Origin of the sequence: Paenibacillus alkalitolerans, assembly GCF_016482785.1 — a bacterium.
GTDB classification, from domain to species: Bacteria; Bacillota; Bacilli; order Paenibacillales; family YIM-B00363; genus Paenibacillus_AE; species Paenibacillus_AE alkalitolerans.
In genome coordinates this window covers 13,989-39,411 of record NZ_JAEMXM010000026.1, presented here as the reverse complement: position 1 = coordinate 39,411, position 25,423 = coordinate 13,989, and the positions used below count along the sequence as shown (strand labels likewise).

The 25,423-nt window shown below is 54.1% G+C and carries 25 protein-coding genes; 15 read left to right on the top strand and 10 right to left on the bottom strand.

Annotated features, from left to right (window positions below; genetic code table 11):
* The first annotated feature begins 6 nt into the window (after positions 1-6).
* Together JET16_RS25715 and lpdA are read left to right on the top strand one after the other, a co-directional pair.
* A complete protein-coding gene (locus tag JET16_RS25715) occupies positions 7-1,341 on the top strand; it encodes a dihydrolipoamide acetyltransferase family protein (RefSeq protein WP_199622165.1) in 1,335 nt (444 codons plus the stop codon).
* Between the two features lie 6 nt (positions 1,342-1,347).
* Entirely contained in the window at positions 1,348-2,760 is a 1,413-nt protein-coding gene (gene lpdA, locus JET16_RS25710) for a dihydrolipoyl dehydrogenase (RefSeq protein ID WP_199622162.1), read from the top strand.
* Between the two features lie 199 nt (positions 2,761-2,959).
* On the opposite strand, the gene JET16_RS25705 is transcribed toward lpdA, so the two are convergent.
* From JET16_RS25705 to JET16_RS25695, 3 genes are all read right to left on the bottom strand, one after another.
* Positions 2,960-3,805, bottom strand: a complete 846-nt coding sequence (locus tag JET16_RS25705; protein ID WP_199622159.1) for an ornithine carbamoyltransferase — start codon at positions 3,803-3,805, stop codon at positions 2,960-2,962.
* 186 nt (positions 3,806-3,991) lie between these two features.
* Entirely contained in the window at positions 3,992-5,794 is a 1,803-nt protein-coding gene (pepF, locus tag JET16_RS25700) for an oligoendopeptidase F (RefSeq protein WP_199622156.1), read from the bottom strand.
* A 267-nt stretch (positions 5,795-6,061) separates the two neighbouring features.
* The gene (locus tag JET16_RS25695; protein WP_199622143.1) at positions 6,062-6,244 is read right to left on the bottom strand and encodes a hypothetical protein; all 183 of its coding nucleotides are present in this window, start codon (positions 6,242-6,244) and stop codon (positions 6,062-6,064) included.
* Positions 6,245-6,331: 87 nt separating this feature from the next.
* On the opposite strand from JET16_RS25695, the gene JET16_RS25690 reads away from it, so the two are divergent.
* Positions 6,332-8,032, top strand: a complete 1,701-nt coding sequence (locus JET16_RS25690) for a thiamine pyrophosphate-binding protein (RefSeq protein ID WP_199622140.1) — start codon at positions 6,332-6,334, stop codon at positions 8,030-8,032.
* Here JET16_RS25690 and JET16_RS25685 read toward each other — a convergent pair.
* Positions 8,029-9,180 (bottom strand): glycerate kinase, encoded by a 1,152-nt coding sequence (locus JET16_RS25685; protein ID WP_199622137.1) that lies wholly within the window; start codon positions 9,178-9,180, stop codon positions 8,029-8,031. The genes JET16_RS25690 and JET16_RS25685 overlap by 4 nt on opposite strands.
* A gap of 21 nt (positions 9,181-9,201) precedes the next feature.
* Positions 9,202-9,441 (bottom strand): hypothetical protein, encoded by a 240-nt coding sequence (locus JET16_RS25680; RefSeq protein WP_199622134.1) that lies wholly within the window; start codon positions 9,439-9,441, stop codon positions 9,202-9,204.
* 167 nt (positions 9,442-9,608) lie between these two features.
* Between JET16_RS25680 and JET16_RS25675 the strand changes: the two genes are divergently transcribed.
* Positions 9,609-10,343 carry a methyltransferase domain-containing protein gene (locus JET16_RS25675; RefSeq protein WP_199622131.1) on the top strand — a complete coding sequence of 245 codons (735 nt, stop codon included), beginning with the start codon at positions 9,609-9,611 and terminating at the stop codon, positions 10,341-10,343.
* A gap of 134 nt (positions 10,344-10,477) precedes the next feature.
* Positions 10,478-11,197: a YebC/PmpR family DNA-binding transcriptional regulator gene (locus JET16_RS25670; RefSeq protein WP_199622128.1), complete on the top strand. Its 720-nt coding sequence runs from the start codon at positions 10,478-10,480 to the stop codon at positions 11,195-11,197.
* 117 nt (positions 11,198-11,314) lie between these two features.
* Here JET16_RS25670 and JET16_RS25665 read toward each other — a convergent pair whose 3' ends face one another.
* A complete protein-coding gene (locus JET16_RS25665; RefSeq protein ID WP_199622124.1) occupies positions 11,315-11,965 on the bottom strand; it encodes a nitroreductase family protein in 651 nt (216 codons plus the stop codon).
* Positions 11,966-12,192: 227 nt separating this feature from the next.
* On the opposite strand from JET16_RS25665, the gene JET16_RS25660 reads away from it, so the two are divergent.
* The 4 genes from JET16_RS25660 to pfkA all read left to right on the top strand — a co-directional run bounded on the left by JET16_RS25660 (position 12,193) and on the right by pfkA (position 15,394).
* Complete coding sequence (locus tag JET16_RS25660) at positions 12,193-12,522, top strand: hypothetical protein (RefSeq protein WP_199622109.1); 330 nt, start codon at positions 12,193-12,195, stop codon at positions 12,520-12,522.
* Positions 12,523-12,693: 171 nt separating this feature from the next.
* Positions 12,694-13,299: a hypothetical protein gene (locus JET16_RS25655; protein WP_199622106.1), complete on the top strand. Its 606-nt coding sequence runs from the start codon at positions 12,694-12,696 to the stop codon at positions 13,297-13,299.
* Entirely contained in the window at positions 13,280-14,398 is a 1,119-nt protein-coding gene (locus tag JET16_RS25650) for a tetraprenyl-beta-curcumene synthase family protein (RefSeq protein WP_407673193.1), read from the top strand. The genes JET16_RS25655 and JET16_RS25650 overlap by 20 nt, the downstream gene beginning before the upstream one ends.
* 30 nt (positions 14,399-14,428) lie before the next feature.
* The gene (pfkA, locus tag JET16_RS25645; RefSeq protein ID WP_199622103.1) at positions 14,429-15,394 is read left to right on the top strand and encodes a 6-phosphofructokinase; all 966 of its coding nucleotides are present in this window, start codon (positions 14,429-14,431) and stop codon (positions 15,392-15,394) included.
* A 6-nt stretch (positions 15,395-15,400) separates the two neighbouring features.
* Here pfkA and JET16_RS25640 read toward each other — a convergent pair whose 3' ends face one another.
* The gene (locus JET16_RS25640) at positions 15,401-15,841 is read right to left on the bottom strand and encodes a peroxiredoxin (protein WP_199622093.1); all 441 of its coding nucleotides are present in this window, start codon (positions 15,839-15,841) and stop codon (positions 15,401-15,403) included.
* Positions 15,842-16,012: 171 nt separating this feature from the next.
* Between JET16_RS25640 and JET16_RS25635 the strand changes: the two genes are divergently transcribed.
* Positions 16,013-16,222, top strand: coding sequence for a DUF3906 family protein (locus tag JET16_RS25635; RefSeq protein WP_199622091.1), 210 nt, complete (start codon positions 16,013-16,015; stop codon positions 16,220-16,222).
* Between the two features lie 578 nt (positions 16,223-16,800).
* Here JET16_RS25635 and JET16_RS25630 read toward each other — a convergent pair.
* Positions 16,801-17,961 carry a putative glycoside hydrolase gene (locus tag JET16_RS25630; protein ID WP_199622089.1) on the bottom strand — a complete coding sequence of 387 codons (1,161 nt, stop codon included), beginning with the start codon at positions 17,959-17,961 and terminating at the stop codon, positions 16,801-16,803.
* Between the two features lie 239 nt (positions 17,962-18,200).
* Here JET16_RS25630 and JET16_RS25625 point away from each other — a divergent pair, with 239 nt between their 5' ends.
* Positions 18,201-19,370, top strand: coding sequence for an MFS transporter (locus JET16_RS25625; protein ID WP_199622087.1), 1,170 nt, complete (start codon positions 18,201-18,203; stop codon positions 19,368-19,370).
* Positions 19,371-19,769: 399 nt separating this feature from the next.
* The gene (locus JET16_RS25620; RefSeq protein WP_199622085.1) at positions 19,770-19,913 is read left to right on the top strand and encodes a hypothetical protein; all 144 of its coding nucleotides are present in this window, start codon (positions 19,770-19,772) and stop codon (positions 19,911-19,913) included.
* A 286-nt stretch (positions 19,914-20,199) separates the two neighbouring features.
* Here the strand turns inward: JET16_RS25620 and JET16_RS25615 are convergent, their stop codons facing one another.
* Together JET16_RS25615 and JET16_RS25610 are read right to left on the bottom strand one after the other, a co-directional pair.
* Positions 20,200-20,400, bottom strand: coding sequence for a DUF6199 family natural product biosynthesis protein (locus JET16_RS25615; protein ID WP_199622083.1), 201 nt, complete (start codon positions 20,398-20,400; stop codon positions 20,200-20,202).
* Positions 20,401-20,415: 15 nt separating this feature from the next.
* Entirely contained in the window at positions 20,416-21,189 is a 774-nt protein-coding gene (locus JET16_RS25610) for a hydroxypyruvate isomerase family protein (protein WP_199622081.1), read from the bottom strand.
* Positions 21,190-21,633: 444 nt separating this feature from the next.
* Between JET16_RS25610 and JET16_RS25605 the strand changes: the two genes are divergently transcribed.
* The 3 genes from JET16_RS25605 (at position 21,634) to JET16_RS25595 (ending at position 25,420) form a co-directional block, all read left to right on the top strand.
* Entirely contained in the window at positions 21,634-22,761 is a 1,128-nt protein-coding gene (locus tag JET16_RS25605; RefSeq protein WP_199622079.1) for a BMP family lipoprotein, read from the top strand.
* 65 nt (positions 22,762-22,826) lie between these two features.
* A complete protein-coding gene (locus JET16_RS25600) occupies positions 22,827-24,350 on the top strand; it encodes an ABC transporter ATP-binding protein (RefSeq protein ID WP_199622076.1) in 1,524 nt (507 codons plus the stop codon).
* Complete coding sequence (locus JET16_RS25595) at positions 24,347-25,420, top strand: ABC transporter permease (RefSeq protein ID WP_199622073.1); 1,074 nt, start codon at positions 24,347-24,349, stop codon at positions 25,418-25,420. Before JET16_RS25600 ends, JET16_RS25595 begins: the two co-directional genes overlap by 4 nt.
* Positions 25,421-25,423: the final 3 nt, after the last annotated feature.

Sequence of the window (25,423 nt, the reverse complement as noted above, 5' to 3'; positions counted from 1 at the left end):
GCGGACATGGCCGTATTTGAATATCGGATGCCTGAGCTTGGAGAAGGCTTGCATGAAGGCGAGATTGTAAAATGGCACGTGAAGCCGGGAGATGCGATCAAAGAAGACGACATATTGATGGAAGTGCAAAACGATAAAGCCGTCGTGGAAGTTCCCTCTCCGGTTACCGGCACCGTGAAAGAACTGAAGGTCAACGAAGGTACGGTTGCCGTGGTAGGTGACGTGCTTGCCGTTATCGATGCGGAAGGCGAAGTTCCGCAAGCGGCGCACGGCCATGGCGGAGCGGCTGCGGCGGAAGCGCCCGCGGCTCCTGCCCCGGCTGCGCCCGCTCCGGCACCCGCTGCTGAAGCTCCGGCTGCGCCGGCGCCTGCCGCTCAACCGGCGGCTGCGGCAGCAGCAGATGCGGGCAATGCCGCCGGCGGGCCCGTGCTTGCGACCCCGAGCGTGCGCAAGCTCGCTCGGGAGAAAGGCGTGAACCTCGCGCAAGTGCGAGGCTCCGGCAAGAACGGACGCATTACGAAGGAAGACGTCCTGGGCTTTACGCCGGGAGCCGCTCAACCGGCTGCGGAAGCTCCGGCGGCGGCAGCGGAAGCCGCGGCAAAACCGGCGACTGCCGCTGCGGCGGCGCCGGCCGGCGAACGCGTCGAAGAGCGCGTTCCGTTCAAGGGCATCCGCAAGGTGATCGCCCAAGCGATGGTCAAGTCGGTGTATACCGCACCGCACGTAACGATCATGGACGAGGTGGACGTGACCGCCCTCGTCAAATTGCGCGAGCGCGCGAAGCCGATCGCGGAGAAGAAAGGCGTCAAGCTGACGTACTTGCCGTTCATCGTGAAGGCGCTCGTCGCCGCCGTCCGCGAATATCCGGCCTTGAACGCCATGCTTGACGAAGAAAAGAACGAAATCGTATATAAGAAGTATTACAATATCGGAATCGCGACCGATACGGATAACGGCTTGATCGTTCCGGTCGTCTCCGACGCGGACCGCAAGAATATATATAAGATTGCGGCAGAAATTCGCGATCTCGCGACGCGCGGCCGCGACGGCAAGCTGGCGCCGCACGAATTGAAAGGCAGCACGATTTCCATCACGAACATCGGCTCCGCAGGCGGCATGTTCTTTACGCCGGTCATCAACTTCCCTGAGGTCGCCATACTCGGCACGGGGCGCATATCGGAAAAGCCTGTCGTGAAAAACGGGGAAATTACGGTCGGTCAAATGATGGCATTGTCACTGAGCTTCGACCACCGTCTCATCGACGGCGCTACGGCGCAGTATGCAATGAACCACATTAAGCAGCTCTTGGAAGATCCGGAACTGCTCATTATGGAGGTGTAACGGGACATGGTCGTAGGCAGCTTCAGCACGGAAGTGGATGTGATCGTCATCGGCGCGGGTCCCGGCGGTTATGTGGCCGCCATCCGCGCGGCCCAGCTCGGAAAGAGCGTCGTTGTCGTCGACCGGCGCGAAATCGGCGGAGTTTGCTTGAACAGAGGCTGCATCCCATCCAAGGCGCTCATCTCCGCGGCTCATCGTTACGAATCGATGAAGCACGGGGAAGAGACCGGCATTACGGCCGGCGATGTAAAAGTCGACTTCAAGAAAGTGCAGGAATGGAAGCAATCCGTCGTAAACAAATTGACCGGAGGCATCGGTCAGCTTTTTAAAGGCAATAAGATCGAATTTGTTTCCGGAGAAGCTTTCTTCAACGAACCGAATGTGCTGACGGTGTCCACCGAAGACGACGCCGTGCGTTATCAATTCAAGCACTGCGTCATTGCGACCGGTTCCCGGCCGATTGAATTAAAGCCGTTCCCGTTCGGCGGCCGCATTCTTTCGTCCGACGAAGCGCTCGAGCTCGACCATATTCCGCAAAGCATGGTCGTTATCGGCGGCGGGTACATCGGAGTCGAGCTCGGCCAGACGTTCGCGAAGTTCGGCACGAAAGTCACGATCCTCGAGGGTGCGGACAGCATTTTGCCCGGATTCGAGAAGCAGTTGAGCCAGTTGGTTGCGCGCAACTTGAAGAAATCGGACGTTGAGATTCATACGAAGGCACTTGCGCAAAAATCCGAAGCGACCGATAAAGACGTTACCGTGACTTTCAAGGTCGGCGACGAAGAGAAGACCGTTACCGCGGAATACGTGTTGGTTACCGTCGGCCGCAGACCGAACACGAACGATATCGGGCTTGAAAACATAGGCGTCAAAATGACCGACCGCGGTCTCATCGAGATCGACGACAAGTGCCGCACAAGCGTGGAAAACATCTATGCGATCGGCGACATCGTCGACGGTCCCGCTCTTGCGCATAAGGCGTCTTACGAAGGTAAAGTAGCGGCGGAAGTTATTGCCGGCCATAACAGCGTCATCGATTACAAGTGCATTCCGGCCGTCGTGTTCTCGGATCCGGAGATCGCGAGCGTCGGTTTGAGCGAAACCGAAGCCAAAGAGAAAGGCTACACCGTTGTTACCGGCCGATTCTCCTTCGGCGCCAACGGCCGCGCGCTGGCTCTCGGCAATGCGGAAGGCTACGTCAAGGTTGTAGCCGACAAAGAAACCGGACTCGTGCTCGGCTCGCAAATCGTAGGCCCGGAGGCGTCGAACTTAATCGCCGAGATCGGCCTGGCGATTGAAATGGCGGCTACGCTCGAAGACATCGCGCTTACGATCCACGCTCATCCGACCCTCGGCGAAGTCGTCATGGAAGCCGCCGAAGGCGCGCTCGGCCACAGCGTTCATCAAATGAATAAATAATTGTATACCTTTTGAGTCTCGTCTAAGGGCGGGGCTCTTTTGATTTTCCAAGAACTGGTGTATCAAGGGGGACATATCTTCGAAAATAATTATGACTATAACTCCGGAGAGGTAAGATCGACGAGTCAAGTTGTTGCTTGGATTTGGTGGCCGATGCCGAACCGGAGTCATGTACATTGTTTGTTTTGGTAGAGCTCCCTTAGTTGTTCAGACAATATAAAATAACCGCTTGTTGTACATGAATCAAATTTTTCTTAAATGCATGCCCGACAAAATAGTTAGAAGAAACAGCATCTTCACTGACTTCTTCATTCCGGTAAAAAGGGGGACACGGGTTCAAAATCGATCCTTTTTTGGTTAACTTCATTCTGTCCAACGTTATTTGATATTTACTGATGTACTCATTTGTTCGCAGTTCATTCGGCAAGGAATCCGTCAAGATTACATCGCTTTTCGGCAATATTTCTTCAAGATTTGTGTGAAATTGATAGTTACGGGACTGTTCGCCCAATTCTTGTCCGCTTATACATACATGGTGAAATTGAAGATTCATCACTTTCGCAATTTTCATCCACGATCTTGAAATATTGCCTGCGTGACCTACAAATGTGTATACCAGTTCTTTATAGTTTTCTTTCATTTTACTGATGGTATATAGATCTGATAATATTTCGCACGGATGGTTATCGGACGTCATTGCATTAATGACGGGTATGGACGATTGCCTTGATAACTCCTTGATTTTCGAGAATTGCGGATGCCTGATAATGACACCATCAGCCCAATTTTCTGTATATTTAATGACATCATCCAGCCTCTCCCTCTTATCGAGCGCATCCGGGGGAAACAGTATGCATTGTCCTCCTAAATCTTTAATACCTTTTTCAAAAGTAATTCTTGTTCTGAGGCTCGATTCGGGGAAAAATAAAATAAAGGTTCGGCCGCTTAATGAAAGTTCTTCTTTTCCAAATCTCAGCTTATCGGCTAAATCAAAGATATCGGTTATTTGATTCGAAGTCAGTTCGTCAATGTCCAATAAGTTCATGTGCTTGTTTCCTTTCTACAGTATCGATACGAATAAATATATCAGAGTCTAAATTTGAACAGCCCGGTTGTCGGTTTAAATCGAATAAACGATCGACCGGAGTCATGTGCATTGTTTGTTGCGGAGATATGGCGCACCGTGCCCCATACAAAACCTCCCCGGATCTAATCGCGGGGAGGTTCGTTCTTACTTCGCGTATTTTTCCATCTCTTCGATCAAATCCTCAAACACGCTCATCGCTTGGCGAATCGGTTCCGGGGAAGACATATCGACGCCGGCTCTCTTGAGGATGTTGATAGAGAAGTCGCTGCCGCCGCTCTTGAGGAAACCGAGGTAACGGTCCACCGCCGGGTCTCCCTCCTCGAGAATTTGCTTAGCGAACGACGTCGCCGCCGAGAAGCCGGTCGCGTATTTGTACACGTAGAAGCTCGTATAGAAGTGCGGAATGCGCGCCCACTCCATCTCGATGTCCTGATCGACGACCATTCCTTCGCCGTGGTACTTTTTGTTCAAGTCGTAATATATTTCGCTCAACAATTGCGGGGTGAACGATTCGCCCGCTTCCGCCTTTTCGTGAATGATTTTCTCGAACTCCGCGAACATCGTTTGACGGAACACGGTGGTGCGGAATTGATCGGCGTAGTAGGTGAGCAGGTACATTTTTTCCTTCGTATCATCCGTACGCTTTAACATGTAGTCCATCAGCAGCGCTTCGTTGAGCGTGGACGCCACTTCCGCGAGGAAGATCGTGTACTGCGCGTCGCGGTACTTCTGTTCCTTATCGGAGTAGTACGAGTGGAGCGCGTGGCCCATCTCGTGCGCAAGCGTGAACATGGAGTTCAGATTGTCCTTATGGTTGAGAAGCACGTACGGATGCGTGCCGTATGCGCCCCAGGAATACGCGCCAGATCGCTTGCCTTCGTTCTCGTAGACATCGATCCATCCTTCGTCGTAACCGGACTGGAGCACGTTCAAGTAATCGTCGCCCAGCGGCTTCAACGCGTCTTTGACGGTCTTCTTCGCTTCTTCATATGAAACGTCCATATCGAACTCGTCGACAAGCGGCGTGAATAAGTCGTACATGTGCAATTCGTTCACCCCGAGCAGCTTCTTGCGCAAGTTCATGTAGCGGTGAAGAAGCGGCAAATGCTCATGGATGGTCGAGATGAGGTTCGTGTAAACCTCTTTCGGGATGTTGTCGCCGTATAGTGAAGCCTCGAGCGCCGACGGGTATTTCCGCGCTTTGGAATAGAACAAATTTTTCGTCACATTCGCGCTGAGCGTTGCCGCGAGCGTGTTTTTTTGCTTGGAGTAAGTGGCGTACATCGCTTTGAACGCATTCTCGCGGACTTCACGGTTGCGGCTCTCCAGAAATTGAATGTAACGGCCGTGCGTCAGTTCGACTTCTTCGCCTTTTTCGTTTTTGATCTTCGGGAACTTCATATCCGCGTTATTGAGCATGCCGAAGATCGTGCCCGGCGCTTGCGAAATGTTGCCCACTTGAGCGAGCAGCGCTTCCTCCGCTTTGGACAGCACGTGGGGCTTTTGGCGGAGCATCTCTTCCAGCGTATGTTTGTAATCCGCGAGGTCCGGATTTGCGATGAACTCTTTCAGCTGCTCCTCGGACAAGGTCAACACTTCCGGCGTAATGAACGAGAGCGCTTCGCCCACTTCGACGGACAGCTTCTTCGATTTATCCGACAGCGCTTGGTATGTAGGATCCGCCATATCTTGATGGTGCCGCATATTCGAGTAAACGTAGAGGCGCTCGATCAGCATCGATATTTTATCTTCGAGCTCGAAACAAGCTTTCAGCTGCGCCGCATCGTTAAGTTTTCCGTGATACTGCTGCACGTCGCCGAGCAAGGTTTTCACTTCTTGATACTCTTTGTTCCATGCTTCTTGCGAAGGATAAATATCCTCCAGCTTCCATTGGTGCTCCGCCGGCACGTCGGCTCGTTTGGGCAGTTGAGCGGTGGTCGTAGTCATCGTATCCCTCCAAGTGTGGAATGATTGTACAAAAATACATGCGGCCACAGTGAGTGTGATTGCGGCCAACGCTGCTTTGGTATAACGGCTCATGGTTCGGTGATCACCCCAAGGAATCGAAAATCGCCATTCCCTTAGTATGAGCCCTTATTTTTCCATTATAACATTGAAATTCATTAAGTTTGATACGATACTGGATAATTTCAATGTTCAATCCAAACCTCCCTTTATTCGCGGTCTTGCTACCTTGAATATTCTTGTTGCTATTCATTTTCCGGCAGTGTAGAACGAATAGGTCATCATGATAAAAGAGGCGGCAATCATGACCAGCGAAAAGATGGCCAAAATTTTGCGCAGCGGCTGAGGAATCGCTTCTTTTCGCAAAATCACTACACCGGCTAAACAAAACGATACGATCACAAACAAAACCAAAGGGCCGGACACATTCATCAACAACACCTCTTTTCATCCAATCCGATGCATGGCAAGGCAAGCAAAGGGAAACCTAACAAAAACTTGAAAGGGGTACATACAACAATGAGTCCGTCCGTGCTCGAACAAACGATAGACAGGCTGCAGGACGAGCCGGTCAATGCCGATCAGCGCAAACCGGATCAAGGTTTGACCGTCGGGCGGTTTTTCCTTGAACAGTTGGCCGCCTGGGGAGTGAAACGAATTTACGGCGTAATCGGCGACGCCAATTTATACTTCTTAGATGATATAGCAAAGCAAAATAAAATCCAATATGTACCTTTCCTCGACGAAAACGCCGCCGCGTTAGCCGCATCCGCAGAAGCTAAGCTAACCGGCCGCATCGGCGTCGTGCTTGGCACCAGCGGTCCGGGTCTCGCCAATATGCTGAACGGGCTGGGCGACGCGTTTGCGGACGGAGCAGGCGTACTCGCCATTACCGGGCAGGTTGAAGGAAAGGAGGTCGGCACGGATGCAAAGCAGTACATTCAGCAGCAGCTCACCGCCTCTCCGATCGCCTCATATACGGAAATGCTGACCGATGCCGACGCGCTGCCCAAGATGCTGCACCGGTTTCTCGTCATGAGCGAGGTGCGCGGCTGCGTGTCGCACATTACGGTTCCGAAAAGGATGTTCCGCGATAAGGTGAACGGTACGGTCACCCCGTATTCCCCGCATCTCCGCCAGCCTCTTCTGGCTCCGGACAAGGATGTGGACGAGACGTTCCGTCTGATCGCCGAGGCAAAGAAGCCGATGTTCTTGTTGGGGCGCGGGATCGAGGGGTTGACGGGCGATGCGGTCGCCCTCGCCGATGCGGTCGGGGCGGCCGTCGCCGCCTCGATGCCTGCGATGAACGTGTTTCCGAACGGTCATGAGCGGTTCGTCGGAGGAGTAGGACTCGCAGGATCGGAAGCGGCTAGCGTCCTTATGGCGGAAAGCGATCTTGTTGTTATGTTCGGTACGACATGGTGGCCCGACGACTATACGCCGGTTGCGGCGCGGATCGTTCAAATCGATGCGGCAAGGGAAAATATCGGCGTCGGACATCTGTTGGCGCGCGGTCTGGTTGGCGATCTTAGCGCCATCCTGCCGCGCTTTGCGCAGCTTGCGCAAGGCTTGCGCGGTGAAGAAGGGGAGCGGGCGGCATGGAAGCGGCGCATCGCGGAGGTGCGCGCGCAGTGGCGGCGGCGCATCGATGCGGAAGCCGCGCAAGACGGTTCGCCCGTCGCGCCGCAGCGCGTGATCAAGACAATTGCGGAATGCGTCGCGCCGGACGCAATCATTGCGCTTGATACGGGCGACCATACGCTGTGGTTCAACCGCATCTTCGAAAATCGCGGCCAACAAGTGCTGCTGTCCGGCCGCTGGCGGACGCTTGGATTCGCGCTTCCCGCGGCGATCGCCGCGCAGCTTGCGCATCCCGACCGCCAAGCGGTGGCGGTGGCCGGCGACGGCGGCGTCGTACAAACGTTGATGGAATTCAAGACGGCGGTCAATCTGAATCTGCCGATCACGGTCGTTGTGCTCAATAACGGCGCTTATGCGACAGAGATGAACAAGATGGAGAACGAAGGGCTCGACCGTCTAGGGAGCACCCTCAACAACCCGGATTTCGCGGCGATCGCTTCCGCTTGCGGCGGTGCGGCTTATAAAGCGTCCACGGGCGAGCAATTACGCGATTGCTTGACGAAAGCGCTGAACGAACAACGTCCGGCGCTCGTCGAGGTGGCGGCGTCGCCGCTCAAGATGCCGCACTTGAAGATTTAACTTTGTGAGTCCGGTTTGCAATTGATGCAGAAAGTGCGCAATACTTGCTCCGACACTTGTTCCAGCAACGCGGCGGCGCCGTCCATCGCTTGCTGCAGGCCCATCGGGCCGTTCACGATGCTGAACACGGCATGGATTCCATGCTCGTGAAGAAGCTCGGTTCCCGGGCCGACGGATCCGGCCAGGGCGATTACAGGGACGCCCGCCTTCCGAGCTTCCTGCGCGATGCCCATCGGAGTTTTGCCGGATGCGGTTTGACGGTCGATCCGTCCTTCCCCGGTGATAACGAGATCGGCGCCGCGCAGCGCGTTCCGGAAATTCGAGTGTTCGATCATCACGTCGATTCCTCGGCGGAACGAGGCGGGGAAGAAGGCGAGGAACGCTCCGCCGATGCCGCCGCCCGCGCCGGCGCCCGGCCTGTCGTGCAATCGGACGCCGGTTTTCCGTTCGATCGTATTCGCCCACACAGTCATGTTTCGTTCCAGATCCGCAACAATGCCGGGCGAGGCGCCTTTTTGCGGGCCGAATACATGAGTAGCTCCTTCCGGGCCGACAAGCGGGTTCTGTACGTCCGACGCAATCACGAAGCGGGATTCGGCGATCCGGGGATCCCATTCGCTGTCGTCGATCGCTGCGATCCGTCCCAACTCGCCGCCTCCATGGCCGACCTGGGACCCGCCGCCGTCCGACAGCCGCATTCCTAACGCTTGCAGCATCCCGGCGCCGCCGTCATTGGTGGCGCTTCCGCCGATTGCCAATATGAAATCGCGGCAGCCGTCATCGAGCGCCGATTTAATCAGTTCCCCGGTTCCGTATGTACTCGCGCGGAGCGGATCCCGTTCATCCGCTTCAACCAAGCACAGTCCCGAAGCTTTCGCCATCTCGATCACGGCGACACCGCTTTGCGACAGCACGCCGTATTCCGCGAGAACGGGAGCGCCCATCGGGCCGGTGACCTGCACGGTTACCCTGCGGCCGTCCGCCGAGGCGAAGAGGCTGTCCAGCGTGCCTTCACCGCCGTCGGCAATCGGCACCTTCACGGTAACGGCATTCGGGAGGAAGCGCTTAATACCTTTCTCGATCGCGGCGGCAGCCGCTTCGGACGATATGCTGCCTTTGAACGAGTCGGGGGCTATTACAATTTTCACGAGGCTCGCTCCTTCGCTATTTTACAGCCGTTCGAATTCTCCGATAATGCGGATTCGTTCTTCTTCGGGACCGTCGAACCGGTCGGGAGCGAACCGCTCGTGCACCCAATGCATCAGCTCGGGGCGGCTGTAAAATGTCCGGGAATCTTCGCCCCACTGATCGCTGATTTCAATCACTTCGATTTCCCGGCCGCGAACCTCGGCAGAAATCATGTTCCATTTATCCTTTTTGTAAATTTGAAACTTCTTGGTTTGTGCCATGTCCGTACACCATCCTTTCCGCGCCATCATACAAAAAACATCGCCTAAAATCAAATGCGCAAAGTGGTGACCGAGGTTCGGCGGGTATGTTACAATTAGTGGCATCTCGTGCGCATAGGCGCGCGGGATCGAGATGAGTCGAGTTGAGAAGAGGAGAGTTGAGTAAAATGAGCGCAAAAGAGCAGTCTCTACCGTTTTATCCCCAAGAAGGCGTGGCAGTGACGTGCCGGTCGTTTCGAGAGTACGCGGCGATGTTCTCGTTGGACGAGACGGAGCTGCGCGAAGGCGGCCCCGTGCTGGACGCGGCGGCCGGAGCGTCGTCGTTCGCCGCCGAGCTGCGGGCGCGAGGCATTGAGGCGAACGCCGCCGATCCGCGGTATGCAATATCCCCGGATGCCTTGTATGAGGAAAGTCTCGAAGAAATCGGCGTATCCACCGCAAAGCTGGCGCGTCTGAAAGACCGTTTCGACTGGACGTTCTACGGGGGCATCGACGCCCACCGGGCAAACCGCGAACAGTCGTTGGAGCGGTTTATCGCCGATTACCGGGCGTTGCGCGAGCGAGGCGACGAGTCTATTTACGTTCCCGCGTCTTTGCCGAACCTGCCTTTTTCCGACGGGACATTTTCGCTGGTGCTGTGCAGTCACTTTCTATTCTTATATGAGGAACAATTCGATGCGTCGTTCCATCTCGAGGCCGTTCGGGAGCTGTATCGCGTCGTGCGTCCGGGCGGAGAGCTTCGTATATACCCGATTTGCAACTTGCGGTTCGAACGTTATTCGGCGATGCCGAGCATCATCGAGGATGCCGCTGCGAGGGGGGCGCGCGTGGAGACGGTTCGTTCGCATTTGCCGTTTATACCGGGCTCGTCGGAACTGCTGCGCATGGCAAAACCGAGATAGGCTTTGATATCGGAATATGCTCAAGGATAAGATGCAACGCCACGGGTTTCAAGCATTTGCGACTTGTTGAAGTGCCGCTCTTAGCGATATAATTGTACAGGATATCAAGAAAATAATAAGAAAGCGGGTACATCATGGGTCGCAAGTGGAACAATATTAAAGAAAAAAAAGCTTCGAAAGACGCAAATACGAGCCGCATCTATGCAAAATTCGGACTTGAAATATATGTAGCCGCAAAAAAAGGCGAGCCTGATCCGGAATCCAATCGGGCCTTAAAAGTCGTTCTCGAGCGGGCAAAAACATACAACGTTCCGAGAGCGATCATTGACCGGGCAATCGAAAAGGCAAAAGGAAGCTCTGAAGAAATCTATGAAGAGCTTCGGTACGAAGGCTTCGGCCCGAACGGATCAATGATCATCATCGATGCATTGACAAATAACGTCAACCGCACCGCTTCCGCCGTGCGCGCCGCATTTAACAAAAACGGCGGCAGCATGGGTGTAAGCGGATCGGTGTCATATATGTTTGATGCGGCTGCCGTCATTGGCGTAGAGGGTAAATCATTGGATGAAGTCATAGAGATAATGCTGGAGTCGGATGTTGACGTGCGCGATGTGCTGGAGGAAGAGGAAGCGGTTATCGTTTATGCCGAACCCGACCGGTTCCATGCGGTGCAAGAAGCATTCAAGATTGCCGGCGTCACCGATTTTACTGTCGCGGAACTAACAATGCTTCCGCAAAATTACGTAACGCTTTCGGAAGAAGCGCAGGCACAATTTGAAAAATTGATAGATGCGTTAGAAGATTTGGAGGATGTGCAACAAGTATACCACAACGTGGAATTTAACGATTGAGCTGTTTTTCTGTGCGGAATGAAAAATAGGGACAGCCGTCCCTTTTTTCATTCCTATTCTTTTGCGTTTTTCGCCGCCTGATCCGCAGCTCGACGCCTTGCAACTTTCTCCCTTGTCCTACACGATCACCCGTAAAATATCCGGCACTTCCTTGCGAGACAGCTTCGCAGGTGTTTCCGCCGGATGGCCGAGCGCGATGACCATGTTCACCTGGCGGTCCTCGGGGATTTCAAGGTACTTCTTCAAGCGCTGTTCCGCCAGCAGCACCGGACCCGTCATCGGGCACGTCGCGAGGCCGCGCGCATGAGCGGCGAGCATCAGGTTTTGAGCGGCCAGGCAGCTCGATTTAATGCCTTCTTCCCGCCAAACATCCTCGTCGACAAGAGCGATCGGATCGAAGATGCGGTCGCGGAACTTCGAAGTATAAGGTGTCGCCAAGCAGACGATTAGCGCGGGTGCTCCGCTGAACGCCGTTGCGTAAGGCCCGAACGAGCGGGTGAGGAGGCGGGCTTCCTTCTCCAGACCCCGCGCTTCGGCATCCGCAGCCCGGCGGTGCAGCTCTTCCCACGTCATCTCTTCGATGCGGCCGATCGCTTCGCGGTTGAGGACCGCGATAAACTCCCACGTTTGCGAGTTCGTGTCGCTAGGCGCATACCGCGCGCAATCGATCAGCTCGCGCACGTCTTCTTCCGTCACCGGCTGTTCCGTATATTTGCGAACGCTTCTGCGCCCATGAATCACTTCTTTTACCAATGAATAATTCGTCATCGTTTCACGCCTTACAATTTTAGTAGTTGGTACTAATACCTAATAGTAATTATAACGGATCATCTCCGGACGTCAACGCGGGATTGGCGTCTCGGTTGCCGAATAAGGCCTAATTTTCTCCCGGGCGGGAATTTGCCATGAAAAACTTCCGTGTCTCGTGGTATAGTGGGAAAAGAGGTTGCCGCGTGAACGGACATGAGATGCAGTAAGGCAGGAGTGAATCGCACATGGACTTATTTCGTCCTGAGGAAAATTTCGCATACGACGAACGGCTCGGAATTCCTTTGCCCGCCTTGGAGCGGGAATGGGAGGAATATACGCTTGAAGAGCAGGCCCGGATTCTGCTGTATTGGGAAGGCGTCCGCGGCCGGATACCGGACCGGATATTTGCGCTCGAACGGGAGATAACGGATTTGCAGCAGCGTCTGGATCAAGAAGAAAATTTCGAGAAAGTATGCGGTTTAAGCTGGGAAATCGCAGATTTGGCCAGCGCAATCAACGACTTGCATATTTATTACAGGTTGAATCAAGACGTTGCGGCGAAAGCCCATCATTAGCTATACTTATTGGAAGAAGAAACGGGTGCGGACAAAGAGTTGAAGTCTGTATGCGGTATGCGATAGTATGTGCAGTGCGCCGGCGTCAACAGGGTCAACCCGGACATTGCATATTTATACATAACACGTGCCGGAACAAATATTCATCCGGCAATCTGGGAGGGGAGAGTATTGACTGTTTCGGATATTCGGCAAATTGCGGCCATGCTGAGAGATAGAACTCCCCTGCAGCGGCTGGCTCCGATAAAACCGTGGAATACGGAGCTGTCCGGACGAATCGCGGCCGCCGTTCCCGGTTCTTCCCCGGACGAGCTCGCTCTAAAGTCCGGACTGCTGCTGTGGAACGACGATTTGGATGCTTCGCACACAATATCGCAAGATGTTGAAACAGGAACCGGCAGCTTTTGGCACGGAATCATGCATCGGATGGAAGGCGATTACGGCAACGCGAAATATTGGTTTCACCGCGTCGGACAACATCCGGTTTTCCCGGAACTCGCCGCCAAAGCGTCGTTGAAGGCGGCCGGGTTCCGGGAACAATATCCGGGAAGCCGGGAGGCAGCTTTGCTGTCGCAGCTCGTTCGCGACGGCGAATGGAAACCGTATGCGTTCGTCGATTGTGTGGAATGGGGCGCAGGTGAAGCCAAGGACGGACTAACCCATTCGCCGTATGTTGAAGCTTTGGAGAGAATCCAACGGGACGAGGTCGAACTATTGCTATCCTTTTGTTTCCGGCAAGTATTTGGAGGTACGCTCTTTGAACCGAACGAAAGGTAACGCCGGAGCGGCGCCTCAAGGGCCTCTCTCGCTCATGTTCCGGGTCTATAAGTACGTTCTCCCCGAAGTTTCGGCTCAGCTCGACGGATGGCTGTCGGAAGCGGAAAAAATTCCCGACCCGGAGCTTCGCAGACAGGCGATTGCAAGCATTACGGACAAAAGGTTTCACTGCCAAGGAGGAGCGGTGTACGCAGCCGCCGACCTGCCGAACAGACACGTTCTCATCCCGTTGATCGTCGCGTTCCAGACGATCAGCGATTACTTGGATAACTTGTGCGACCGCAGCACGTCTTACAGCCGCGAAGATTTCCGCAGGCTGCATCTGTCCATGCTTCATGCGGTGGACCCTTCGGCCGCGCTGCCCGATTATTACGAATTCCGTACCGAAACGCAAGACGGCGGTTACTTGCATAAGCTGGTAAAAACATGTCAATCCTGCATATGTCTGTTGCCGTCTTACAGCGCGGCGCAGCCGTACGTTCAAGAGCTGGTAAGTCTTTACGCCGACCTTCAAGTGTACAAGCATATCCGTGTTGAAGAGAGGGAGCCGGAGCTGCAGAACTGGTGGAACCGGCACCGTTCGAGATACCCCGATATTCATTGGAACGAATTTGCGGCCGCATCCGGTTCGACGCTCGGAGTGTTTATGCTGTTTCTTGCGTCCGCAGACAAGACAATGAACGAATCGATGGCGGAACAAATCCGAAGTGTTTATTTTCCGCACGTGTGCGGGTTGCATATATTGCTTGACTATCTCATCGACCGGGAAGAAGACCGGATCGGCGGAGATTTGAATTTTTGCGAGTATTACGAAAGCGAGTCCCGAGCCGCCGAGCGGATCCGGTGGTTTGCGGACAATGCTCGCGGCGGAGTTTCCATGCTGCCCGACGGCCGCTTTCACCAAATGATTGTCGAAGGGCTGCTCGCGTTATATTTATCCGATCCGAAGGTGAAGAGGCAGCGCGACGTCTCTTTCATCACGAAGGAGCTCATGAGAAGAAGTCCGTGGACCCGTTTGTTTTTCTGGGCGAACTCCGTATGGATCCGCAGAAGACAGGGTATCAGAGGCCCGCAAATTCAAAGCACAAGAAAATCCTGAGAGAATACATAACTGGGAGGAACTCATACGATGTCTGTAAAATCAATTGCGGTGTTAACAAGCGGCGGCGATTCGCAAGGAATGAACGCCGGTGTTCGTGCGGTAGTCCGGAGCGCCATTTATCACGGGTTGAGGGTGTTTGCGGTACAAAGAGGTTACCATGGGCTTATCCATGACGATATTAGGGAAATGGACATTCGCAGCGTCGGCGACATTATCCATCGCGGGGGCACCATTTTGCAAACCGCCCGCTCCAAAGAGTTCATGACCGAGGAAGGCCGGCAGACGGCTGCTGAAAACTTGCGCAAACGCGAGATCGACGGGTTAATCGTCATCGGCGGCGACGGGTCGTATCAAGGCGCCAACAAGTTGTCCAAGCTGGGAATCAAGACGATGGGGCTGCCGGGTACGATCGATAACGACATTCCGTTCACCGATTTCACGATCGGCTTCGATACGGCTGTAGGCATCGTAGTTGACGCCGTGAACAAGCTGCGCGATACGATGACTTCGCATGAGCGTTCGTCCGTCGTGGAAGTGATGGGCCGCCATGCCGGCGACATCGCCTTATACGCCGGACTCGCAAGCGGCGCGGAGACGATTCTCGTTCCGGAAGTACCCTTCAACTTGGACGATGTGGCTGCCAGAATGAAGGCGCATTTCGACAACGGCAAGCGGCACAGCATTATTATCGTTGCGGAGGGAGTGGGCTCGGGCGAAGATATTGCGCGAGGCATCACCGAACGCAACGGGCTCGAGTCGCGCGTCACCGTTCTCGGTCACATTCAGCGCGGCGGTTCTCCGACCCACAACGACCGCATCTTGGCGAGCCGTCTCGGAGATTTCGCGGTGCGCCGGCTGTTGGTGGGCGATTCCGGCAAAGCGTGCGGCGTTATCAAAGGCGAATTGGTCGCCACCGACTTTGAGCGGGTCGTCACGGCGAAAAAACCGTTCAACCGCGAATTGTACGACCTCGCGCTCCGGTTGTCGGAGTAAGAGCGTTTATGTAGAAGCCCGCAGCACGGACAATATTTGTTCCGTGGGCGGGTTTCCTTTTATTACCGCGGCGACTCGCCCTTCTTTGTCAATGGCTACGACGGTGCGCTGCTGTACGAGAAATCCCAAAACCTTGCCGATGCCGTACAGCTTTCGAATGCGCCCTCCTTCATCCGCAACAAGCGGGAAACCGTAACCGAATTTGCTTGCGAACCGGCCGTGTTCGTTAACGTTCGCAGCATTTACGCCGAGCACGAGCGCGTCCAGTTGTTCGTAGTCGCTCTTCGAATCGGTGACTGCGCATAACTGCTTAGTGCAGCCCGGAGTATTGTCCATAGGATAGAAGATCAGGATGATGGGGCGCTTCCCAAGGTGATCTTGGAGACGGATTATCCCTTTCGTACTGTCCGCCTCGAATGCAGGGGCTTGATCGCCGACTTTGACCATCGATTGGTCCTCCTTGTGACTTTTATAACATCAGAAAGTATAAGTTTTATGACAAATACGCCTTTCTGATGTTTCAAGAAAAACTTCCTCTAATCGCGGTCTGGCTTCCTTGAATGTACTTCGATAGAAGTTTTTCTTATATAATCCTAAAGATAGAAGGAGCAACTTTCAATGTATTTATACAAAATTGAAATGGAGTCTGACCGTGGAGAGTGCGTGGCGATCGTGCTTGCCGAAGACGACGAGAAAGCGTTCGCCGCCGCGGAAGAGCATCTGCAGCGCCATTACGTCGCCATGCCGGCAATCCGGTCGTCGACGATCGTGGAGAAGAAAAGGTCCGCCAAGGGAGCGGGGTATATTATTGATGCTTCGCGGAGTTGACACGAGCTTGCAGCCGAAATTTTTCGCTTGCAGCGCATGTATCCGGCACTTTCGGCCCGTTGCACCCTCTTAACCGGAGAAACTCCGGATACAGCGCTCATTTTCGGCCCGTTGCACCCTCTTAACCGGAGAAACTCCGGTTACAGCGCTCATTTTCGGTCCGTTGCACCCTCTTAACCGGAGAAACTCCGGATACAGCGCTCATTTTCGGCCCGTTGCACCCTCTTAACCGGAGAAACTCCGGTTACAGCGCTCATTTTCGGTCCGTTGCACCCTCTTAACCGGAGAAACTCCGGATACAGCGCTCATTTTCGGCCTGGTGCACCCTCCTAACCGGAGAAACTCCGGATACAGCGCTCACTTTCGGCCTGTTGCACCCTCCTAACCGGAGAAACTCCGGATACAGCGCTCACTTTCGGCCTGTTGCACCCTCCTAACCGGAGAAACTCCGGTTATATCGCTCACAATGAATCGACAGCTTCAATATTGACCCTATATTGTACCGGCACCCGGCAAGTGAACGAAATTGAACGAAAGAACCTCCAACCCCACCTTTACGTGGTTTTGGAGGTTCTTCTTTATTTATAATCGACGCCTTCCGTGTAGCGGTTCACCGCGTTCCAAAGTAAGAATTCGTCGACTCCGTTATCCTTCAGCGCGCGGATTTGCTCTTCCACCTCATGCTTGCCGTAACGGATGTACCCTTTCACCCAAGAGGCGGTGAAGTCTTGAATCCAAGGGCGAATGACGGGCTTAAACTCTCCGAGCGGGGCAAGCTTCTCATGCGTATCTTCCATAGCGCCGTCGATGGTGACGTACGGTTGGGCGTCGGGCACTTTCGAGCCGAACCATCCCGTCGTGTAATGGCTCGGGTAAATCATCGGGCAGATGACGTCCACGTACTTCGAAATTTGCTCGAAGTCCTGACCGATCCCTTCCGCGGCCGGTACGGATGCGGCGTATCCGAATATGTCCACCGACACCCGGACGCCCAACGGGGTGAGCTGCTCCTTCGCGTATTTGACGAAATCCGCCACGACCTCGATTCTTTTCCGTTCATCTTGATGGTATTGGAGAGCGTCGGCTTTCTTCTCGAATCCTTCGGGGAATCGCACGTAATCGAATTGGATTTCTTTAAAACCGAGTGCGGCGGCTTCCTTTGCCACTTGGATGTTGTATTCCCATACTTCCTTTCGGTACGGATTGACGAACGCATCGCCTTTGCCGTTCTTCCATACCGTTCCGTCGGCCTTAATGAACGACAAGTCCGGGCGTTTGGCGGCAAGAACGGTGTCCTTGAACACAACAACCCGGGCGATAGGGTAAACGTCGTGAGCCTTCAGCGACTCCATCAACTTTGCAGGATCTCTAATGATAGTCTTTACCGTGCCCCGAGCTATTAAGTCCGGATCGTTCGACGGATACGTGATGTACCCCCAATCATCTTTCACGTCGATGACCAAGCTGTTTAATTCCGTCTCGTCTATCAGCTTGAGCAAAGTTTCGAGACGGGCGCCTCCCGCGCTGTGTGCGGTGGAATAGACGCCTTTCACTTTCGGCGCGTCCGGCTGGGGATCGACCTTCTCCACCATCGGGATGCCGGATGAGCCTCGTTCCGCATGAACGGCGGCTTCCCTCATCCTTTCCGACGCGCGGGCCAACTCATCCCAGGTAACGTCCGCATCGGCGGAAGCGCCGCTTCCGAACAATAAAAGCAATGCTGCAAGTACACTCTCCATCTTTTTTCCCCCATCTGTAATCTATCAACCATTATATGACACAATTCGCAGAGGGCACAGTGGATTTTTGTCCCAAGGCGTCGATATTTGTCGGCTTTTTCTGAAAACATATTTTTCGAAATTTTTCTAGTTTTTGCCGGAAGCCGCCATCTTGTGCGGTTTCTTGATTTGGAGTAGGATTAGCCTTTAGGTATTGCAAAAGGATCCGCGTATTTTGTTACCAGGCAGGAGCATAGGCGATGAATAAACAATTGACGGTTATGAGAGGGTTAAATGCTCTCTTTTATGCGCAAAGTTCAGTGCTGCTTCCATATTTGCCGTTGTATTTCGCAACGAAAGGGTTCACTACCGTCGAGATCGGCTTGCTTATGATGGCCGGTCCGTTCGTAGCGGTGTTCGCCCAACCGGTATGGGGCTATATAAGCGACCGCTATAGAACCGTAAAGAATGTCATCGCCTTGTTATGGGCGCTTGCTCTTCTTTGCAGCATAGGCATGTTCACGGTGTCGGGATTTCCGCTTACACTGACGTTCGTAACGCTCCTTTATTTCTTTCTTATGCCGTCTGCGCCGCTGCTAGACTCGTTATCGATAAGATCGGCGGAAGAAGCCGGGGTGAGCTACGGATCGGTGCGTTTATGGGGATCGGTCGGTTTTTCGGTTACGGCGGTGGTTTCTGGCGGGATTTTGGTCTTGATCGGCGGAGTGAATAATCTTCAATGGATTTATTGGGGAATATGGCTGCTGCCGCTCTTGCTATTGTTCTTTTTGCAAGATGTCCGCACGAATACGCCTCCGGTTTCGTTGTCCTCGCTATCGGTCGTGGTGCGGAACCGGCAATTTCTTTGGTTCCTTCTTTTAGTGTTTGTGATGATGCTCCCCCACCGGATGAATGACGGCTTTCTTGGCTTGTATATGACCGAGCTCGGAGCGGGAGAGCAGCTTGTAGGGCTCGCTTGGGCATTGGCGGCATTTGCCGAGGTGCCGACTTTCGCTCTGCTGCACCGGTACTTGCACCGGGTGCACGAGCTCGCCTTGCTTGGGATCGTCGGTCTTCTGTACATTATTCGTTGGATAGTATATGCGCTGGTGACCGACCCTGTTCTGTTGTTTGTGCTGCAAGCAAGCCATGCGATTACGTTCGCCGTGTTCTGGGTAACGGCCGTCACTTACGCCGTACGCTCCGTTCCGCCGGAGCTCAGGTCAACCGGTCAATCGCTGTTGGCTGCCGTATTTGTCGGTATGGCCGGCATCGCAGGCGGTGTATTCGGCGGTTGGCTGGAAGAGTGGGGAGGCTTTTCATCCGCTTATGGAATCGGAGCCGTGTTGGCGGGTGCTGCGGGCATAGCTTTCCTTGCTACGCACGCGGCCGCCCGGCGGAAAACCTCCGGCGGCGCAGGTGCGGGTTAAAGCGAAATAGAGGAAGTACAGGGTCTTGTTCCGCAGGTTTTCCATGGAGATCGTGCGATTCGACGTAAATAGGGCCCTGTGCTTCCCTGATCGGGTAGGGACACCCCGCTTATGGCGGGGTGCTTTTTATAATCTTAGCGTATTTAATGGTTGCGCTTGTTCCACAGTGAAACACGGTGGTTCACGGATGAACCACGTGGAGCCGAAGTGAAACAGTAGGCGATTGAACGGTCGAGCTTGGTCCACAGTGAAACACGGTGGTTCACGGATGACCCACGTGGTGCCGGAGTGAAACAGGAGGCGATTGAACGCTCGAGCTTGTTCCACAGTGAAACACGGTGGGTCACGGATGAACCACGTGGTGGCGAAGTGAAACAGTAGGCGATTGAACGGTCGAGCTTGGTCCACAGTGAAACACGGTGGTTCACGGATGAACCACGTGGTGCCGGAGTGAAACAGGAGGCGATTGAACGATCGAGCTTGTTCCACAGTGAAACACGGTGGTTCACGGATGAACCACGTGGAGCCGAAGTGAAACAGTAGGCGATTGAACGGTCGAGCTTGGTCCACAGTGAAACACGGTGGGTCACGGATGAACCACGTGGTGGCGAAGTGAAACAGTAGGCGATTGAACGGTCGAGCTTGGTCCACAGTGAAACACGGTGGGTCACGGATGAACCACGTGGTGGCGAAGTGAAACAGTAGGCGATTGAACGGTCGAGCTTGGTCCACAGTGAAACACGGTGGGTCACGGATGAACCACGTGGTGCCGAAGTGAAACAGGAGGCGATTGCAGCCACCGGTAAGAGATCCGGGAACGCAAGCGCAGTTAAAGCAATACAGCAATCAAAATCCCCGCGACGCCTACGAGAGTACATATTCCTCCGCCGAAGCGGGTGCTCCAAATATACAAATCAGACGGTTCCGTAGCGTCACCGGATTTCCACTGCTCGGTTACGGTCCAAAACAGCGAAGGCTTAATCAACATAAACAATCCGAACAGAAAAAGAAGCACGCTGACAAAAATCATTGTCAAACGCCTTCCCTACAAGCGGAGTTCCTTATACTGTTCCATAAACCGGCTCAAAACTTCGTCCGGTTCGCCGGTCGGCGAAAATTCCAATCCGACATAGCCGGCGTACCCGGCCTTCGCGATTGCGGACAGCACGTTGCCGTAATGAATTTCGCCCGTACCCGGCTCGTGCCGGCCCGGATGGTCCGCGATATGAATATATCCGATGCGATCCATGAAGCGAGTGAGGTTCGGAATCAAGTTTCCTTCGGTAATCTGTTGATGATACACGTCGAACAGCAGCTTCACCCGTTCGCTGGCGACGGCATCGATAATCCGGACTGCCTCTTCGGTCGTGGACAAGAAGTACCCTCTATGATCGACAAGCGTGTTAAGCGGTTCCAACACAAGCGTGACACTCGTGCGCTCAAGCAGCGGGACGCTCTCCCTCAGACCTTCCGCCACGCTTTGCAGCTGCGCTTCTCTCGACACATTCTCAAGCTCGTTGCCTGTAAGCACAATCAGATAAGGGCAATCGAGCCGCTCCGCCGCTTCCAGACTTACCTTCAATCCTTCCAAGAAAGCGCCGCGCTGCGACGGGTCGACAAGCGGCGCGCCTTTCACGCAGCAGGATGCGGCCCGGATGCCGAGCTCCCGGCTTTCGCGGGAAATTTCCTCAACGTCCTTGTCCCACCAAGACCAAAATTCGAATGCGGAAAAACCGAGTGCGTGCGCGCGCTTCATTTTATCGGCAAACGGCATGTCCCGGTCGCGGTACAATATCTCGAGTGACGGCGAAAAGATCAATGGATTCACCTCGTATTTAGTGTTACCCTCATGCTACCAACCATTTCCTGTACGGGCAAGAGAAACCGCGCTCTCCCGCGAAATTATTACGGAATTGTGGCGGAAATGAGTTTTGCGTAATAATAACTTACAAAACCGATTGAAAAAAATTAGTTAATATACAAAAATAGTAGACAGGCGTCATGAACCGAAATGACAATATTCGGCGAGGGGGAAAAAGCGCCCGATCCCATAATTTTACGTTTAAAGAAAGGATGTTGTACGCATACTAACCTAGCCGGTCTCCCAAATAAAGGGAAGCGCGAAGCGGTCGAGACGATTGGATGATCTTGTCGAAAAGAATCGATTCGGCTCAAAAAAAATTCCACAATTGTTTTTGATTAGTTTATAATAAGGAAGATTTGTCTATTTAAACAATTAGATCCGTAGGGGGCAATTACACAAATGAAAAAAGGTCTCATTACATTGGCGGTCTTTGTTCTGATTTTAGGGTTGCTGGCAGGTTGCGGCGGCGCGACCAAAGAAGGCGAAGGCAACGCGGAAACAGGCGGTAATGCAGGTGCGGAACAAGGCGCCAAGCCGGACTTCAAAGTCGGCATGGTAACCGACGCGGGCACGATCGACGATAAATCGTTCAACCAAGGCACTTGGGAAGGCGTAAAGAAAGCGGCTGAAGAGCTCGGTATCGACTCGAAGTATTTGAAACCGGCCGGCACGACGGAAGCCGAATACATGAAGGAAATCGGCAATTTGTACGATGCGGGCTTCAAGCTCGTCGTAACGCCGGGCTTCAAGTTCGAAACGGCGATCTTCAAAGCGCAAGATAAACATACGGACGCGAAATTCGTCCTCATCGACGGTGCGCCGCACGCGGCCGACTCCGCCGAAGCCGTTGTAAAGGATAACACGGTTTCGATTTTCTTCGCGGAGCACGAATCCGGATTCCTCGCAGGGGTAGCTACGGCGGTTCACTTGAAAGAAGGGGAAGCGGGCTTTATCGGCGGCATGGAAATTCCTCCGGTTCAGAAGTTCAACTGGGGCTTCCAACAGGGTCTTAAGTATGCGAATGAAAACCTCGGCACGAACGTTACGATCAAGAAGGAGAATGTCGTGTATCAAGGCAGCTTCGACAACTTGGCAGCCGGCCAACAATTGGCGGCGCAAATGTACGACCGCGGTGTGAAGGTAATTTTCGCGGCGGCAGGCGGCGTGGGCGTAGGCGCGATCAACGAAGCGAAAACCCGCGCGGAAGGCGGGAATGAAGTTTGGATCGTCGGCGTAGACGTCGACCAATACGCGGACGGTATCTACAAAGACGACAAATCGATCATCTTGACCTCCGCAATGAAGAAAATCGACGTTGCTGCTTACGACATGGTGATTGCCGAAAGCAAAGGAGAATTCCCTGGCGGCCAGACATTGATCTTCGACGCGAAAAACGACGGCGTCGGCTTGCCTGCCGAAAACCCGAACTTGAGCGAAGATGCTGTATCCAAAGCAGCTGAGGCGTTTGAGAAGCTGAAGAGCGGAGAAATTACGGTTGCAGCGGAGCAAGGAGATCTGATTAAATAAATTGAATACCAAAAGGAGACGGGCTGACCGTCTTTTTTTGGTTTGCGGGGAAGGAGAATCGTTCCATGGAATATGCAGTTGAAATGCTTGGCATCCGGAAGGAATTTCCGGGTGTCGTCGCCAACGACGACATCACGATCCGTTTGAAGCGCGGCGAGATCCATGCTCTGCTGGGCGAGAACGGAGCGGGAAAATCGACGCTCATGAGCATCCTGTTCGGCATGTATCAGCCCGATCGCGGATCGATCAAAGTGAACGGGCAGGAAGTTCGGATCGCGAATCCGAACGTGGCGAATAAGCTGGGCATCGGCATGGTTCACCAACATTTCAAGCTGGTCGAAAATTTCACCGTAACGGAAAATATCATTCTCGGCAGCGAGCGGGTAAGCGGTCTGGTGCTGGATGTCAAGGCGGCAGGCAAACGAATCGAGGAGCTGTCGAAGCGTTACGGCTTGAATGTCGATCCGTATGCCAAGATCGAAGATATTTCCGTCGGCATGCAGCAGCGCGTCGAAATATTAAAGATGCTTTACCGCAACGCCGACGTCTTGATTTTGGACGAGCCTACGGCCGTTCTTACGCCGCAGGAAGTCCGGGAGCTCGGCACCATCATGGGCAGTCTCATCGGCGAAGGCAAGTCCATCATTCTCATTACGCACAAGCTGAAGGAAATCAAGGCGTATGCGCACCGCTGCACGGTCATCCGCAGGGGCAAGTCAATCGGCACCGTCGATGTCGCCGAGACGAGCGAGGCGGCGATGGCCGAAATGATGGTCGGAAGGCACGTTTCTTTCAAGGTGGAGAAGAAGCCTGCCGATCCGGGCCATGTCGTGCTTGAGGTCGAATCGCTTTCCGTCATCAACAGCAAGAAGTGCCTCGCCTTGAATGATTTCACGCTTGAGGTTCGCTCCGGAGAAATCGTGGGCGTGGCTGGCGTCGAAGGCAACGGGCAGTCGGAGCTGGTGGAAGCGATCACTGGATTGCTCAAACCGGTGTCGGGCACCGTCCGTTTGAACGGACAAGACTTTACGGGCATGCCGATCCGCCGCCGTATCGAGAAAGGGATCGGACATATTCCGGAAGACCGGCAAAAGCGCGGCTTGGTGCTTGATTATACGATTGCCGAGAATATGGTGCTGGAGGTTTATTATAAGCAGCCCTTCTCGAACGCCGGAATATTGAACAAGCCGTCCATCTTCGATTACGCGAAGCGAATTATCGAGAGCTTCGACGTCCGTTCGGGGCAGGGGGCGTCGTCTATCGCCAGATCTTTGTCGGGAGGCAACCAGCAGAAGGCGATCATAGGCCGCGAAATCGAGCGGGACCCGGATTTGCTTATCGCCGTGCAGCCGACAAGGGGGCTGGACGTCGGATCCATAGAGTATATTCATAAGCGGTTGATCGAGCAGCGCGACAAAGGGAAGGCGGTTTTGCTCGTATCTTTGGAACTGGAAGAAGTAATGAACGTTTCTGACCGGATCGCGGTTATGAGCAACGGTGAATTAATAGGCGTCGTTGAAGCCGGCGAGACGAACGAGAACGAAATCGGCCTCATGATGGCCGGTGTGAGGGAGGGTCAAGGCGCATGAAGAATGCAATCGTATCGCTCGCCGCCGTTGTGTTCGGACTGCTTGCCGGCGCCGTCCTGATGGCGGTCACCGGACATAATCCGATTGAAGGCTTCTCGTACATGCTGCAAGGCGGATTGAAAAATCCGGAGCGGATCGGCAACACGCTGGCGACTGCGACGCCGCTTATCTTTACAGGACTTTCCGTAGCGTTCGCATTCCGGACGGGACTGTTCAATATCGGCGCTGCGGGGCAGTTTCTGATCGGCGGTTTATGCGCGACGGCCGTCGGCTTAAGCTTCGATTGGCCCAGACCGCTGCTCTTGGCGGCCATGGTCGCTGCGGGAATGGCGGGCGGCGCGCTGTGGGCGTTTATCCCCGGGCTGTTGAAAGCGAAATTCAACGTGCACGAAGTGGTGTCGACGATTATGCTGAACCTGACTTCCTACTGGATCGTGTATTACACCGTCCCGGCATATTTCAAAGGGGCGTTTCTCGAGACGGAATCCAAGCCGCTGCCGGATTACGCAACGTTGAGAGCGCCGTTCTTAACCGAAATGTTCGACGGCTCGTACATTAACATGGGGCTGTTCATTGCGGTAATCACCGTAATCGTTATTGCATTCATTATAGACCGCACAACGTTGGGTTATGAATTGAAGGCGGTAGGCTACAACCGGCATGCGTCGGAGTACGCGGGCATCAACGTGAACCGCGGCATCGTCACGTCCATGCTCATTGCCGGCGCACTCGCCGGACTCGGCGGCGTCGCGCAGTATACCGGTAATGCCAACAACATTCAGATCGGCATATTGCCGTCGCAAGGCTTTGACGGCATCGCGGTTGCCTTGCTTGGCGCGAACTCGGCTGTGGGCGTGCTGTTAGCCGCCGTCTTCTTCGGGCTGCTGTATTCGGGCCGCGGCTTTATGAATGCGATGACGGATATTCCGCCGGAAATCGCGGATTCCATCATCGCCATTATTATTTATTTTGCGGCAACGAGCGTATTGATCGAACGTCTGATCCGGCGCTTCCAAGGCCGCAAGACGCGGAACGCCACGGGCGCGGCGCGCGCAGAGAAGGGGGAATGAACG

What these genes read in the sequence shown, in the direction of transcription:
- JET16_RS25635 (WP_199622091.1), top strand. Translation starts at nt 16,013, where the DNA reads ATGTATTTATACAAAATTGAAATGGAGTCTGACCGTGGAGAGTGCGTG.
- pepF (WP_199622156.1), bottom strand. Translation starts at nt 5,794, where the DNA reads ATGACTACGACCACCGCTCAACTGCCCAAACGAGCCGACGTGCCGGCG.
- JET16_RS25705 (WP_199622159.1), bottom strand. Translation starts at nt 3,805, where the DNA reads ATGAACTTATTGGACATTGACGAACTGACTTCGAATCAAATAACCGAT.
- JET16_RS25600 (WP_199622076.1), top strand. Translation starts at nt 22,827, where the DNA reads ATGGAATATGCAGTTGAAATGCTTGGCATCCGGAAGGAATTTCCGGGT.
- JET16_RS25640 (WP_199622093.1), bottom strand. Translation starts at nt 15,841, where the DNA reads ATGGTCAAAGTCGGCGATCAAGCCCCTGCATTCGAGGCGGACAGTACG.
- JET16_RS25615 (WP_199622083.1), bottom strand. Translation starts at nt 20,400, where the DNA reads ATGATTTTTGTCAGCGTGCTTCTTTTTCTGTTCGGATTGTTTATGTTG.
- JET16_RS25690 (WP_199622140.1), top strand. Translation starts at nt 6,332, where the DNA reads ATGAGTCCGTCCGTGCTCGAACAAACGATAGACAGGCTGCAGGACGAG.
- JET16_RS25625 (WP_199622087.1), top strand. Translation starts at nt 18,201, where the DNA reads ATGAATAAACAATTGACGGTTATGAGAGGGTTAAATGCTCTCTTTTAT.
- JET16_RS25695 (WP_199622143.1), bottom strand. Translation starts at nt 6,244, where the DNA reads ATGAATGTGTCCGGCCCTTTGGTTTTGTTTGTGATCGTATCGTTTTGT.
- lpdA (WP_199622162.1), top strand. Translation starts at nt 1,348, where the DNA reads ATGGTCGTAGGCAGCTTCAGCACGGAAGTGGATGTGATCGTCATCGGC.
- JET16_RS25680 (WP_199622134.1), bottom strand. Translation starts at nt 9,441, where the DNA reads ATGGCACAAACCAAGAAGTTTCAAATTTACAAAAAGGATAAATGGAAC.
- JET16_RS25715 (WP_199622165.1), top strand. Translation starts at nt 7, where the DNA reads ATGGCCGTATTTGAATATCGGATGCCTGAGCTTGGAGAAGGCTTGCAT.
- JET16_RS25630 (WP_199622089.1), bottom strand. Translation starts at nt 17,961, where the DNA reads ATGGAGAGTGTACTTGCAGCATTGCTTTTATTGTTCGGAAGCGGCGCT.
- pfkA (WP_199622103.1), top strand. Translation starts at nt 14,429, where the DNA reads ATGTCTGTAAAATCAATTGCGGTGTTAACAAGCGGCGGCGATTCGCAA.
- JET16_RS25675 (WP_199622131.1), top strand. Translation starts at nt 9,609, where the DNA reads ATGAGCGCAAAAGAGCAGTCTCTACCGTTTTATCCCCAAGAAGGCGTG.
- JET16_RS25605 (WP_199622079.1), top strand. Translation starts at nt 21,634, where the DNA reads ATGAAAAAAGGTCTCATTACATTGGCGGTCTTTGTTCTGATTTTAGGG.
- JET16_RS25670 (WP_199622128.1), top strand. Translation starts at nt 10,478, where the DNA reads ATGGGTCGCAAGTGGAACAATATTAAAGAAAAAAAAGCTTCGAAAGAC.
- JET16_RS25660 (WP_199622109.1), top strand. Translation starts at nt 12,193, where the DNA reads ATGGACTTATTTCGTCCTGAGGAAAATTTCGCATACGACGAACGGCTC.
- JET16_RS25665 (WP_199622124.1), bottom strand. Translation starts at nt 11,965, where the DNA reads ATGACGAATTATTCATTGGTAAAAGAAGTGATTCATGGGCGCAGAAGC.
- JET16_RS25595 (WP_199622073.1), top strand. Translation starts at nt 24,347, where the DNA reads ATGAAGAATGCAATCGTATCGCTCGCCGCCGTTGTGTTCGGACTGCTT.